This window comes from uncultured Nostoc sp. (genome assembly GCF_964245575.1).
In the GTDB taxonomy this organism is placed as follows: Bacteria; Cyanobacteriota; Cyanobacteriia; order Cyanobacteriales; family Nostocaceae; genus Nostoc.
In genome coordinates this window covers 40729-55064 of record NZ_CAXTNP010000013.1, presented here as the reverse complement: position 1 = coordinate 55064, position 14336 = coordinate 40729, and the positions used below count along the sequence as shown (strand labels likewise).

Here is a 14336-nt window from a genome sequence, read left to right as displayed (position 1 = left end):
CCCCTACCCCTCTGCCTGCCATCTGTAGCAATCTTCAAGAGAAACGCAATTAAGCAGCTGGATAGCCAGCAGCAGTTAACGCTTCCTTAATTGCTGTTTCTGATGCTTGAGTTTCTACACTGACAAGCTTGGTTGTTGGATCAGCCTGAACGTTAGCATTGGCATCAACTGCCTGAAGTGCTTTGGTGATGGTGCTTGCACAAGCAGAACAAGCCATGTTGGGAACTGTGAGTTGGAGAGTCATAGATTTACGGGATAGAGTGGAAAAGCTAGCCAAACCAAAGTGGATGACTGGGGGAAATCCTTCAACAGTCAGAAATAACTGGAAAGAGAGTCGCCTTGAATTTATCCTAGACTCTCTAGCCGGCTGGAGAGTCTAGAGAATTTTAAAAGTTTTTCGCTTAACTTTAAATTTCTTGACAAACGTAGTACAAAAACTGCTAAAAATACAAAATACTACAAACAACTTGTTTTCTGATGCAAGTGTGTGTTATCAAGGCTATATAACGTCTTGTTTTCCCCACAATTCTGGGAAAACGACCCTCCGCACCACTTGAGACGCGGCTGCTGAACCCAAGTCTCCTAATCTCTTCACAACAAAAGGTCTTTTTTAAGACTTTATTTGGAGTTTTCATGCAGCCAAAAAATTTGAAACGTCTCCTGCGTGCTTTAGAGCGGCAGGGTTTGGATGTAACTTATAACAATCGCACTTATTCAGTTCGTTTAGTAAATTCTCCTGATGCCCCTGTAGCAGAAGTGCTACTGCCAGAAGGCTTCCCCGTAGAAGCTAAGGCACTAAAGCAGTTAGCGAATTTGGCAAGCGTCCGCCACCCATCAGGTGGGTGCGTGTGCCGTGCCTGTGCTACGCCTGACTTTCACCCAGGTGATGCGGGTGTTGCCATTGGTTCAGTCGTAGAAACTGTAGGTCAAATTATCCCTGGCGCTGTCGGTTCTGACATCAATTGTGGAATGCGCTTGCATGTTGCTGATTTGACAATCGAGGAATTTCTGGCAAAGCGCGACCAATTCGTAGAACGGATGAAGGGGGATTACTTCTTCGGTACGCGTGATGTGACGATGACTGCTGACGCAATGCGATCGCTCTTTCAGTACGGAGTTCCCGGTTGGCTGGATGCCATGTTAGATCAGCCTACAGGGAGTGTAATCAAGTCTGATTTGCAACAACTTGCCCAAGAGAGCGAACGCATCTTCTTAGGTGGTTCAATGGATGGTGACTGGAAACTTGCACCTGAAGAATTAGTTCCCGATGCTGGACTAGTACGCGATGGCGGACTGGCAACTATTGGCGGCGGTAATCATTTTGTAGAAGTGCAACGAGTTGATAAAGTCGAAAATCGCCCACTTGCTCACGCCTGGGGAGTGCGCGAGGGACAGCTAGCTTTTATGATTCACTCTGGTTCTCGAAACGTGGGTAAGTATATTGGGGGAATGTGGCGAGATAAAGCTAAGGCGACTTGGGAAAAAGGTCTGAAGTACCCTGATTCTCATATATTTCCTCTCTCTACCCATTCTCACCCCGAACTCGTCGCCAGTTACCTGCAAGCTGAGGCCACTGCTGCTAACTATGCCTTTGTCAATCGCCTGCTGTTAGCGGAACTGCTACGTCTGCGTTTGCGAGAAGTATATAAAGATGTGGAAGCACCTCTAGTTTATGACTTGCCGCATAACATCACCTTGCCATTCGGTCAGGGATGGGTAACACGCAAGGGTGCAAGTCCAGCCCATGTAGGGCAACCAGTGATTATCCCTGGTTCAATGGGTGCTTATTCTTATCTGATGGTGGGTAGAGGCAATCCAGCATTTTGTAATTCTGCCTCACATGGGGCGGGAAGAATTCATTCTCGCTTCCACCTCAATCGCAGAGGTGCATCTCAAAATGAGGCTGAACTGGGATTAACTGGGGTAGACTGCATCACCCTGCGTGAAGAACGCCGAATTGAAGAAGCACCCTTTGCCTACAAACCGATTCAGTCTGTGATTGATGTGCAGGTTGAAGCAGAAATGGTGGACGTTGTGGCGCGATTGAGTCCAGTGTTGACGTTTAAGGCGTAGCCCCTAAATAAAAAGCCCCTGGTCAACAACCAGGGGTATCCATCTTTATTCCCTGATATTAGAATCGCATCTGTGGAGCCATTGTAAATCCATATTAATGCAATTACCGCATAGAATTGATGATTATTTTGCAATCAACTAGTTATACCAATTCACGAAAATCCTCATATATATAGATTTCTCGTAGGGGCATGGCATTGCCCATTGGTGTCAACTTAACGCGAAACGGGCGGTTATAAATTGCTTTTGGGTGCATCCCAGTTTTTATTATTTCATCGAATAATAAAATTTAATATGTTATTGCGTTCGCAATGACGGAAGATTGTTAGATTTTACAAAAGCGGTGTACTCGCGATGTTTTTTCCTCTTCATTCGATCAGAAAAAAAGTTTAGGTGAGTGCTAAACCTCTAGATATTTAGTACTTAGGCACAGTTCCTCAATTCATTTAAACTTACTTTTCTAGCAGTTCATCTTGCTATCGACTGTATCCAAATATCCTGAAGACTCATACATAATTACTTAATCAGTCATAATTAATAAAAGGCTTGGTTTAACCAAGCCTCTATATATACCAAGCATTTACTACACCAAGATTAATTTAGACTGACCTTTGCTTTAGTTCATCTTGCTATAGGCTGTATCTTGAAATTTAAAATCTAAAATCTAAAATTCGGTGAAGGAGTTAAGTGTTTTTAGGTAGTTGCACAGTGAACAAACTACCTTTACCGAGTTCAGAGGTGACTTTGATAGTTCCTGCGTGCGCTTCTATAATCCGGTGGGATAGATGTAGCCCTAAACCACTACCTGAGCGTTTATTTTTGCCTTGGCGAAATCGCTCGAAAATTGTTGCCTGATCTTCGGGCGCAATCCCATATCCTGTATCTTGGATCTCGATTGTTACCGAATCTGGATTTCCTGGATTAGGTGGTGTTTCAAAAATGCGGATTGTGATGCCTCCTGTATCTGTAAATTTGATGGCATTTGCGATCAGGTTGTTTATCACTCGCCGTAGTTCCAAGCGATCGCCCATAATAATACCCGCGTTTTTACCCAGTGGATCTAATTCACGGGTATCTATTTTCAGGGTCAACCCTTTTTCACTAGTTAGAGGACTTAGTTCGCTCACTACTTCTTGAGATATCTCACGTAAATCGCATTCTTCCCAGTTCAACGTTTTTTTACCTGCCTCAAAGCGATAGACTTCTAACAGGGTATTTACCATGTCCATCAAATTTTGGTTACTGCGAATCATAACTGCGATCGCCTGTTTCATTTCCGGCGAAATTTTGCAGAATGTTTCCATCTCAAACAAATTCAACATGCGATCGGAGGCTACTAGGGGAGTTCGCAAATCATGAGTCAAACGGGAAACAAAATCTTCCCGTTGGCGGGCCATTTTTTGCTGTTCATCCAGACTGTGCTTGAGACGCAACAGCGATCGCACCCTTGCCAATAGTTCATCAGTATCAAATGGTTTACGAATAAAATCGTCAGCACCAGCATCCAAACCTTCAACAACACTGGATTCGTGAAAAGCTGTAATCAGCAGAATTGGAATATAACTAATTGCTGGGTTATTCCGAATTCGACGTGTGACTTCATAACCATCTATCCCTGGCATCATCACATCTAACAGAATCAGATCGGGTGGAGATTCTTCAACTTGTCGCAAAGCCTTTATTCCATCTGAAACTAAATCAATTTCATACCCCTCACTTTCTAAAATTGCTTGAACCAAAATGAGATTATCTAGAGTATCGTCAACTGCGAGGATGCGATAAATTTTATTATTTTCAACTACAGACATAATTTATCAACTTTTATCAGTTTTTTTGATAGGAATTTATAGTTTAAATTTAGGATATCCTATTGGTGCTTGCCTAGCTTGAGAAGATGAATGATGCGGATTTTGAGCCGATGAAAAAACCTGGTTGCTATCTAACTGTAAAGGTGGAGCATCGACTCCTCCAGGTGGTAATGTGATTTGACGTGGCAATTCAATTTTAAACATTGAACCGCTCCCCAATTTGCTTTCAAGAAAGATTTTGCCGCCCATGATTCGCACCAGCGAATTTATAATTGCCAAACCCAGACCTGTACCTGGATATTTTCGAGTGAGACTTTGATCGACTTGCCGAAATGCTTCAAAAATACGTTTAAAATCTCTGGATGCTATGCCAATACCTGTATCCCGAACCATAATTGCTACTCGATTTGCAGGTAGTTCCTTAACTTCAACCCAAACTTCACCCGACTCTGTGAACTTAATGGCGTTGGAGAGCAGATTAATTAAAATTTGTTTGACACGAACTGGATCATTAAATACCGAAGTATTTTGCAAATTGGTTTGCACTAACAATGATAGATTTTTGGCCTCAGCTAGGGAACGCATTTCACTTACAGCGAGATTTATTACCTTTGAGACATCAAATATTTCCGCCTTTAAGTCTAATTGTCCTGCCTCCAGCTTGGAAAAGTCGAGAACTTCATTGACTAGCATCAGCAAATGCTTCCCATTATTCAAGATACGCTCAACCATATCTGCTTGCTGGTGCGTTAGTTGAGCGAATTTAGGACGCAGTAATATTTGCGAAAAGCCAATAATCGCATTCATCGGTGTTCTGAGTTCGTGAGACATAGTTGCTAAAAAATGTGATTTTAGCAGTGATGCCTCCGATAGCTTGAAGTTTTGCATTTGAAACTGTTGCTGTTGTCTCTCCAATTCTTGATTCTTACGAATAAGTTGTTCATGACTTTCTCTAAGCTGGTCTTTTGCCAAAGCTACCTGCATTTCAGCTCGATAAACCCGAATCGCACTCCGCAAAACTTGTGCCAAGTTTTCTGGGGATATCCTAGACTTAGAGAGATAGTCTGTAGCACCAGCTTTCAATAATTGGACAGCAGTTTGTTCATCTTCTTGACCAGTTAGGACTACTAAGGGAACTTTAATTTCCGAAGAACGTAGCTGTTGAATTAAAGTTAGTCCATACTGATCTTGTAAGCGATAGTCCAGGAAAACACAATCATAGGCAGTAGTGCTTAAAATAGAAAATGCATCATTGCCATTGCCTACTTCAGATAGTTCCATTTTAATACCTGCTTTAGTCAGGCCACAACGGACTACCATCCGGTCTACTTCATCATCATCTACAACCAAAATTTTCAGCGTATCTTCCATCGGTTTTTATTTTTGCCGCTAAACATAGGTTGATGTATAACGTTCCTTTTTTTCAGATTATCTAACTAAAAAATATAAGATTTTCGGACATCTAAAATCTGTAACTTTATTGACTAAGGTATTTCGCACAATATCCAATAATTGTTGAATTAATAATATTAACTTTCTTGAATGCCTGTTTGACATTCATTATATCAACTTCTTTATCCTCCACTAGTAGTATGTTAATCACTCTTTTGGGCATTTTCTTGGGTTAAATTCAGGCTGTTTTATTCTCAATCTGGTTAATTTACCAGAGGATTTAAATTAAACTCCTAGCAAATGACCAATAATTATAAAATAATTAGTAATTAACAAACCGAAAACTATTGACCTGAAGACAACAAACATAGCTGATATAAAGTAAAATAAAATACTTTACTAAGCTTAAAACAATTGTAATTGAGTCAAGAAGCGACCGTCGTCAGCCATTAGTCAGAGTTGTATACCATTGTTGTGTACCATAAGCTTGAGTACTTGTACTCATCAGATTGATTAAATCAGGTAAATAACACAATAACTCCTTATAGCGATTTCCCGTGTTAGTATTTTCATGGCGATCGCGGTCTTCCACTGTTCGGAAAAATACCAAAATTTTCTCGTGAAATTTAGGAAAAATACCAGATTATTGCAAGCCTTTTGGTATTAAAAAGATTACTTTTTGGCTTTGATTACTGAAGGGTTTAACTTGTTAGGCGTAAGTCCCCAACCATCTGGACGCACGAGTAATTACCCATTGTAGTTGTGCTTGAATTTCTTTTGAGATTGTCCACCATTGAGCCTGACTTTTCACATTATCTGGAAAAACTAACAAAAAACCTAACCCCTGAACAAGCTTCCCTATAAGGGTTGGGGTAGAATTCAAAGTCTTTCCCCTATCAGGAGAGAGGTCTTCCACATCCCGTGAAAATTCAGACCAACAAGCTTCCCCTAAAGGACAACGAATTATGCTGCTAGTAATTCCACCAAATTTTAACGCCGTCTGATTCCCTTCCATGAAAATGCCCATCAGCTGTATCAATCCGATGAATCCAAAGGTTTGGTTAAAAATCGCTCGAAACCATCGTTCACTTTTTCGTAAGGTAATTTTTACCTTTTGTAATTTGTCCATTTTTGTAAGCTTTATGCAAGATAATAGTAATTAACTAATGGAACATGGCAACTGAAAGCTGAACTTTTAGCAAAGGAGGAGCAATTTTGCATTAGTCTCAATATTTCATCCTTATTGTGTAAGTATCTATATATCTCCAGCTAGATTTATTCTCTATCTAAATGCTCACAAATAGGATATTTATTATTTCTATCGGTGGATGCAGAGGGATTTAAATATCATCTATCTTTGGTATGGGAAAATAAAAGATAGCACTTACAAAAAGTAATACTTTTAAAGATGCAAACAGTATAAGAGCGAGTATAGCAATGAATGAAATTAGCATTATTTTAATTGAAGATCATGACTTAACGCGAATGGGGCTACGAGCAGCATTACAGTCTCACAGCGCATTGAAAGTAATTGGCGAAGCAGCAAATGCTACCCAAGGACTAAAACTTTTGGAAACGGCAAAGCCAGATGTAGCTGTTGTAGATATCGGTTTGCCTGACATGGATGGCATTGAACTCACCCGGAAATTCAAACGCCACCAAGCTGAAACTGGGCAAACGACAACGAAGATTCTCATCCTGACAATGGATCATACAGAGGATGCAGTGCTTGCAGCCTTCGCGGCGGGTGCTGATTCTTATTACATGAAAGAAACAAGTATCAGTAAATTAACTGAGGCGATTCAAGCGACTCACGGCGGGAACTCTTGGATTGATCCGGCAATTGCCAATGTGGTATTGCGGAAGATGCGGCAGGGTATTCCTGGAGAGAGCCAAAGTTCTGACAAAACGCCTAAGACTGTAAAAATTGAGGCGTTGGCGTCAGAATACGAGCAAGTTTTGGAAACTTACCCCTTGACTCAACGGGAACTGGAAATCCTAGAGTTGATTGTAGCTGGGTGTAGCAATGGGCAAATTGCCGAAAAACTCTACATTACAGTTGGTACTGTGAAGACCCACGTTCGTAATATTCTAAATAAACTATGTGCTGATGACCGTACCCAAGCTGCTGTAAGGGCCTTACGTTCGGGATTGGTCGCGTGAGGGAGTAGGGATGAGGGAGCAGGGAAAGCAGGGGAAGCAGGGGAAGCAGGGGGAGAAAAACTATTGATTGTTGACTTTATGCCCAATACTTCGACTTACTTCGACTACGCTCAGTACAAGTCGCGGTTCCTGAGGGTAGTCGAAGGGCAGTACAAGTGCCCAATTCCCAATGCCCATTCAAAATCGTTCCTGTAAACATTCAGCAATGCGTAGTGCTGCTCCGGGTTTACCCATGCGTCGTATACCGTTTTCGGCAATAATTTGCAAAATATCAGGATCTTTGAATAGAGACTGTACAATTTTGGCAACTTCTGTTGGCTGCTCGGCTAAAATCAAGGATGAGCCTAAAAGACGACTTTGAGCTTCGGCAAAGGCAGGATTATATTGGGGCCCATTACCGGGAATCGCGATCGCAGGTTTTCCTAAACCGATAAACTGTTCTGTGGCTGTACCTGCCATAGCGATCGCTAAATCTCCCAAATGTAAGCAATCATTATAAGCTTTTTGTGTCAACAGTATATATGCATTTTTGTGTTTAAATGTCAATATATTTGGATCGGCAATTTTGATAGGACATGCTGATTCAATGCGCCAGCCTTGGGATTGCACACTTTGGGATAAAATATTAAAGTCTAAACCCGGAGCGATCGCACCTAAAAACACCACTGTGCCAGAAGTGTAAAATACCGAATTTCGCTCCTGGAAACTTGCTATCAACGCAGATACGGCAATCATAATTGTTTCCCAGTTGGTGTATGCCTCTGGCGGACGTGAACCAGGAAGAAGAGTCACCATTAAAGGTCGGACTGTCTCTTGTTGTTGGCTATCTTGACTATAAAATTGTTGGCGTGAAAAGGTCGGTTGCAGAGCATCCATCATGGGATTACCCAAATTAAAAGCTGGAATTGGCCATTGTTTTAATGTTTCCGTCGTCAGTGCATCTCTAGGAAACACCGCCTTACAACGGCGACGACTCATTAACCAACGTTCCCAAGGATGGTAAACTGAACCGGAAAAATTTTCCCAACGCGCATCTTTGGATTTTCGTGGTAATAATCCAGCTTCATCCCGCACATAATATTCAGATTTCGCCGTACCCACAAAAGCATAATTAGCGCCACTGAAAGTTGTAAACAATAAGGGGACAATATCTCCCACCGCTAAAATCGCTCTTTTATTACCTAATTTTTTTTGAGAACTCACCCAACGGCGGACAGCTTTAATCTGGCTGAGGGTAAGTTGCAATAAACCACCGCGTACATCCCGCGCTAATTGGCGCCCATCCATATAAATAAATCCGCCAGAAGGCATAGTGCGGACTGAACCGATTAACGGGATCTCCAACTGTTGGTAAGCACGTCCTTCACCCACCAGAGGTAAAGCAAATATCTCTGGTGGGTTTGATTGTCGTTGGAGTTCTTGCAAAATCCGAACTGCAATTACATCTTCTCCATGACCATTACTTAATACAAGTAAACGCAAACGAGAAGTTGCAACTTGGGAGTTAGAAGTTAGAGATAACCGAGATACATTACTCATAAGAAACAAAACATCAAAATTAACTGTCTATTCGGGTAAGAGGTATAAATAGGGAAATCGGCGAAGAAGCTGGAAGTTAGTATTATCCCTATTCGCTAGCGTCTCTACAACTAACTCCCAGTTAATTAGGTTAAATATTATGCGAGTTTCTGCTACTGCAATTTTTACTTTAGCTACTTTAGCTGCTGCTAATGTCACTCAGCAAGCAACGGCTGCACCTACTAAAACCGTTACTCCAACTGCAAAAGCTAGTAACTTGGTAGTGCCGATTATTGAAGACACTCCCGCACGGATAGAGACAATTGCTTCCCCAGAAACTATAGTTGCACAACAATTTTCTCAAAATCCCGTCGCCGTGCAAACAGGTGCAAACAAAAATTCTACAGTAGTCTTAAAGTCAGCAGACAAGGGTAATTCATCAGTAACACTCCCCCTCATCTCTCCATCCCCGTCATCCTCCTCATCTTCCCTCATCCCCTCATCCCCTAAAACTCCTGCTACTGAAAGCGATTTAGTAGTTACAGCTACAGATGTACAGGTGGTGGGAGCCAATCAAGAATTGCAGCAAATCATTCGCCAGGTAATTAAAACCCAAGCGGGTGGAGAAACCACTCAAAGCCAGCTACAAAAAGATGTAACAGCAATTTTGGATACAGGTTTATTTAGCAGTGTCAGTGTGAATAGCCGCAGCACATCGGCTGGATTGAATGTAGTTTATCAAGTGCAACCAGTGATTGTGCGATCGCTGCAACTATCTGGTGCTAAAGTACTTACTTACCAAGTAGCCCAACAACAGTTGCAATCTCAAATTGGAACCACCATCAGTCCTGCTGGACTCCAGCAAGCAGTAGCACAAATTAATAAGTGGTACGCCGACAATGGTTATAAGTTAGCACGGGTGTTATCAATTAAACCCAGTTCTCAAGGCATTCTCACTGTGAATGTCGCTGAAGGCTTGGTAGGTGATATCAAATTTCGCTTTGTTAACGATGAGGGTAAAAGCGTTGATAGCAAAGGCAATCCCGTGGGAGGACGCACCAAACCAGATTTCCTGCAACAACAACTTAAGCTAAAACCTGGTCAAATCTTCCAAGAAAATGTAGTTAAACAAGACATACAACAGCTATATCGTACTGGTTTATTTGAGACTGTCAATGTTGCCTTAGAAGGAGATGCAACAAAACTTGATTTAGTCTACCAACTCAAAGAAACTGGGGCGCGTGGTGTTAACTTGGGTGGTAGTTATAATGCTGATCAGGGATTAACAGGCACAATCAGCTATCAAGATCAGAATGTCGGTGGTATTAATGATACTTTAGGTGTGAATGTTGGTGTAAGTAGCCGAGACTTGCAGTTTAATAGCAAATTTATCAGTCCCTATCGGACAACTAACCCCGATCGCTTGGGGTACACTGTGAATGGTTTTCGTAGTCAGGAACTTTCGGAAACTTTTGACGACAAGATTAAGCTAGCTAACGGCGACAAAGTTCGAGAAGGTCAAATTGGCGGTGGTGTCAGCTTACAGCGACCAATCGACGACTGGAATACCTCATTAGGATTAAACTATACCCGAACTAGTATTCGCGATCGCCAAGGTAATATTACCCCAACCGACGCTCAAGGCAATCCCCTATCTGCGAGTGGAACTGGCGTTGATGACCTAACTACCGTATCCTTCACCGCCACCAAAGACCAACGAGATAATCCCCTCAATCCAACTCAAGGTTCCGTTCTGAGTTTGAGTACAGAACAATCTGTCCCCATCGGTCAAGGAAATATTTCCCTAAATCGCCTGAAAGGCAATTACAGCCAATATTTACCAGTGCAATTATTTAACACCAAACAGCCACAAGTATTTGCGGTGAATCTGCAAGCTGGTACCGTCATTGGTAATTTACCGCCCTACGAAAGCTTTAACTTGGGTGGTTCCAACTCAGTACGCGGTTACGATTCTGGAGATGTTGGGAGTGGTCGCAGTTATGTGTTAGCTTCTGCAGAATATCGTTTTCCCGTCTTACCAATAGTAGGGGGTGTATTATTTGCCGACTTCGCCTCAGACTTAGGCTCTGGTGATACTGTATTAGGAGATCCAGCAGGTGTGCGAGGCAAACCAGGTTATGGTTTTGGTTATGGGGCTGGAGTGCGATTAAATTCACCACTAGGCTTAATTCGGGCTGACTATGGCATTAATGACCAAGGAGAAAGCAAGGTGCATTTAGGCATAGGACAGCGATTTTAAGAGAATTTTTTCTCTACTTGCCATCAGCGATTGAATACTTCTAAGGTAAAGCTTGTAAACCCAGATATGTCGAAATGGCGAATACCTCGCAGCAATAAAGTAGGATTTACTAGCCATTCTGTCACCAGAAAAAACTCTGTTTCACTCTCTATATATTTTGGGATACTGATTGATACGCCATCTTTCAAACGCAAAGTAAGATAATTATTATTTAAATCTTCTAGTTGTATCCATGAAGTTGGAACTGCGGGTGATACTATACAGTCAGGTGTCATTTTTGTTATTATTCCTTGCCAACCAGTTAATTGATTTGCAAGAGGTAGAGGAGATTCATCGCCTCTACCTCCCAAGTGTTCAGAAATTATCAGAATATCTAAAGTACCATTTTCGTTGTATCTGGCAACTGCACTCCTACGCCTATCTTTATGCTTAAAACCAGTCTCAAAAAAGAACACTGAGCCAGATTTGACTTCTTGAGAACCCCATGAAAAACTATCGTTAAAATGAAGCGATCTTATCTGAGGTTTTTTATGTGGCCCATAGGTTTCTAATTTGTTTGTTCCATCAGCATAAGTAGAATAATTCTGATGATTCATTTCACTTCCGTCACTGCTTAAGTGAAAGCTTCTGACACATTGATGAGAGCGAATTAATTTGCCCTCTAAGTTATAAACGTTCCAAGTTCCATGCCAGTCTCCAATATGACTGCAAAAATTTTCCCAGTTTTGCAGTTGGGCATTTATTATGGTGTCTGAATTCATTGTTAGCTATTGTTTAGATTGTTATTTGCTATCAATAAAATTAATCATATAGGAATACTAAATGATACAGCGTTTTTTAATTTAATGGAATAGACCTTTTGAAAGTTAAATTATTTTAAGGTCGCATAGATGTGCGCCCCTACTATGGTCTATTCAACTGCAAATTGCTGTATATGAAAAATTTTAAGTAATCTAGGGTGGTTGCTCCTTAGGGTTGTAGCAAGTAACGTGTCAAGTCCTGCTTCCTCCCTAACATCACTGACGTGGAAGACAGCTTGAGTCTGTTTCCTACTTCAGGATTTCTTGACTCTCGCGTTATCCTATGAAAAAGATAAAACTGTTGTGATGTTGGGGAGGTTTTTCCCGTTTAGGGAATTCCAACAACTAAATCATCCCGTAAGATAGACAGGCAAAACTCTGCCCTCTAAGAAAATATGGGAAAATTTTTTGGAAATCTCTCAAGACTTAGGACTCGCTAGTTATCTGCTCACTCAGGAATCAGGACTCTTTATGTTAGCAGGCACAATTTTGCAGGATGGAAAATATACCCTAATTCAAGAAATAGGGCGGGGTGGCTTTGGCATTACCTTTAAAGCTACGCATCACTACTTGGGTCAGGAGGTGGTGATGAAAACCATTAATGAACGGCTGCGACAACATCCTGATTTTGCGAAATTCGAGCGCCAATTCCAAGATGAAGCCAGACGATTAGCTACGTGTATCCACCCAAATATAGTCCGAGTTAGCGATTTTTTTATCGAAGCTGGACTGCCTTACATGGTGATGGAATACATTCCTGGCGAAACCTTGGGAGACGCATTTGTATTACCAGGGATACCAATAGCAGAAGCCACAGCAATTCATTACATCCGGCAAATTGGGGCAGCCTTGCAGGTAGTGCATAACAATGGTTTGTTACATCGAGATGTCAAACCAGATAATATTATCCTTCGTGAAGCAACCCAGGAAGTAGTACTGATTGATTTTGGCATAGCCAGGGAATTTAATGGCAGTGTCAGGCAGACTCACACGGGTCTGGTTTCTGAGGGTTATTCTCCAATTGAACAGTATCTGACGCAAGCGCCACGCACACCCGCCACGGATGTTTATGGTTTAGCGGCAACCTTGTATTCACTGTTGACAGCCCAAGTTCCAATACCAGCATTATTGCGCGATCGCGAGCAAATGCCTTCCCCCCGCGAACTGCAACCACATTTAAGTGCTGCTGTCAACCAGGCAGTAATGCGCGGTATGGCAGTGGAGTCTCGTTTTCGACCAGCGACAGTTGCAGAGTGGTTACAACTGCTACCTAGAAACGGGGTGAATATGACATCGCAAGCCTTAACCACTTATGCAGTGCCAACTGTCAATTTATCTGCTCAACAGGCAGCAACTTTAATTGGGAATGGGAAAACTGCCCAGAACCGCATTCATAAACCATCTGCGTTGGCGCAGCCCAACCCAGGCATCGCCAAAGAAAATGTACTGGCAAAAAAGCTGGGGTCATCTAAAATATTCATAGGTATAGGTGTAGCCCTGGTTGCTGCTACAGCAGGTTTTGGCATCACTAACATCTTACCCAAATCTCAGCCGCAGCCAACTGCAAAGCCGCTTTTTGAACAGCCAACTCAAGAACCACCTGCGAAAGTTCCTAGCTTAGAGAGTCGTGAAGAGACTAACACCACCTCAAGAAGCGAATCAGCACCTGTTTATAATTCCAAGCAGCGTCGGCGTAATCGTCATTCTTCCCCAGAAGAAACACCCAGCAGCCCTACAAAAGAATCACAACGCGGCAATTCTGAGCAATCTGCACCTTCACTTAGCGTTTCCCCTACACCTTCGCTAGTCGAAAAACTACGGGCAATCCGTTCATCTCGTAGTGCTTCCCCCACACCACTATCAAAAAATAACTCACCCGCTTTTAATCAGAATTCTCCTTCTCCTCAACCAATAATTCCGTCAAATCCTGTAATTATACCAACAGCGCCACCGACAGAATCCAAACAGTCAGAATCCAAACATTCAGATCCTTCTGCTGTAATAGTACCAACACTGGACAAACAAAATTCACCGACTGATAGTCAACACCAAGACGATCATAAATTTCAGGAAAAGCTACAAGATGACAATAATTAGTCGATTTGTAATTATTTATTCAATCTAAAATCCAAAATTCACAATCTAAAATTGAACACCTCTTGGCAATACAAAAACGGCTTTTTATTTCTTGTTCACCTTCAGCTAAATTCCTTATACCATTTTGGATCTTCGCCTTCGGCTTCTCTCCAAGACAGAACGACTTCGGTCAGAAACCGTCGAACAATTTTAGATTTTTGATTGGAAATGCCTGATACCATTTCT

The 14336-nt window shown here is 41.9% G+C and carries 11 protein-coding genes and 1 pseudogene; 4 read left to right on the top strand and 8 right to left on the bottom strand.

Going from position 1 to position 14336, the window contains the following annotated elements; all coding sequences use genetic code 11:
• Positions 1-49 precede the first annotated feature (49 nt).
• The gene (locus ACFFAP_RS03750; protein WP_375509960.1) at positions 50-244 is read right to left on the bottom strand and encodes a heavy-metal-associated domain-containing protein; all 195 of its coding nucleotides are present in this window, start codon (positions 242-244) and stop codon (positions 50-52) included.
• Positions 245-633: 389 nt separating this feature from the next.
• Between ACFFAP_RS03750 and ACFFAP_RS03745 the strand changes: the two genes are divergently transcribed.
• Positions 634-2073, top strand: a complete 1440-nt coding sequence (locus ACFFAP_RS03745; protein WP_375509959.1) for an RtcB family protein — start codon at positions 634-636, stop codon at positions 2071-2073.
• Positions 2074-2756: 683 nt separating this feature from the next.
• Here the strand turns inward: ACFFAP_RS03745 and ACFFAP_RS03740 are convergent.
• The 5 genes and pseudogenes from ACFFAP_RS03740 to ACFFAP_RS03720 form a co-directional block, all read right to left on the bottom strand.
• The gene (locus ACFFAP_RS03740) at positions 2757-3881 is read right to left on the bottom strand and encodes a response regulator (protein WP_375509958.1); all 1125 of its coding nucleotides are present in this window, start codon (positions 3879-3881) and stop codon (positions 2757-2759) included.
• A 36-nt stretch (positions 3882-3917) separates the two neighbouring features.
• The gene (locus ACFFAP_RS03735) at positions 3918-5252 is read right to left on the bottom strand and encodes a hybrid sensor histidine kinase/response regulator (RefSeq protein WP_375509957.1); all 1335 of its coding nucleotides are present in this window, start codon (positions 5250-5252) and stop codon (positions 3918-3920) included.
• A gap of 148 nt (positions 5253-5400) precedes the next feature.
• Positions 5401-5496: pseudogene (locus ACFFAP_RS03730) on the bottom strand (response regulator); the annotation flags it as partial.
• 219 nt (positions 5497-5715) lie between these two features.
• Entirely contained in the window at positions 5716-5883 is a 168-nt protein-coding gene (locus tag ACFFAP_RS03725; RefSeq protein WP_375509956.1) for a hypothetical protein, read from the bottom strand.
• Positions 5884-5982: 99 nt separating this feature from the next.
• Entirely contained in the window at positions 5983-6402 is a 420-nt protein-coding gene (locus ACFFAP_RS03720) for a hypothetical protein (RefSeq protein ID WP_375509955.1), read from the bottom strand.
• A 308-nt stretch (positions 6403-6710) separates the two neighbouring features.
• Here ACFFAP_RS03720 and ACFFAP_RS03715 point away from each other — a divergent pair, with 308 nt between their 5' ends.
• Positions 6711-7436 carry a response regulator transcription factor gene (locus ACFFAP_RS03715; RefSeq protein WP_334993553.1) on the top strand — a complete coding sequence of 242 codons (726 nt, stop codon included), beginning with the start codon at positions 6711-6713 and terminating at the stop codon, positions 7434-7436.
• Between the two features lie 177 nt (positions 7437-7613).
• Here ACFFAP_RS03715 and ACFFAP_RS03710 read toward each other — a convergent pair whose 3' ends face one another.
• Complete coding sequence (locus ACFFAP_RS03710; RefSeq protein ID WP_375509954.1) at positions 7614-8975, bottom strand: lipid-A-disaccharide synthase-related protein; 1362 nt, start codon at positions 8973-8975, stop codon at positions 7614-7616.
• A gap of 139 nt (positions 8976-9114) precedes the next feature.
• Here ACFFAP_RS03710 and ACFFAP_RS03705 point away from each other — a divergent pair, with 139 nt between their 5' ends.
• The gene (locus ACFFAP_RS03705) at positions 9115-11214 is read left to right on the top strand and encodes a BamA/TamA family outer membrane protein (protein WP_375509953.1); all 2100 of its coding nucleotides are present in this window, start codon (positions 9115-9117) and stop codon (positions 11212-11214) included.
• Between the two features lie 23 nt (positions 11215-11237).
• Here ACFFAP_RS03705 and ACFFAP_RS03700 read toward each other — a convergent pair whose 3' ends face one another.
• Positions 11238-11975, bottom strand: a complete 738-nt coding sequence (locus ACFFAP_RS03700; protein ID WP_375509952.1) for a DUF3598 family protein — start codon at positions 11973-11975, stop codon at positions 11238-11240.
• 510 nt (positions 11976-12485) lie between these two features.
• On the opposite strand from ACFFAP_RS03700, the gene ACFFAP_RS03695 reads away from it, so the two are divergent.
• Complete coding sequence (locus tag ACFFAP_RS03695; RefSeq protein WP_375509965.1) at positions 12486-14111, top strand: serine/threonine protein kinase; 1626 nt, start codon at positions 12486-12488, stop codon at positions 14109-14111.
• Positions 14112-14336: the final 225 nt, after the last annotated feature.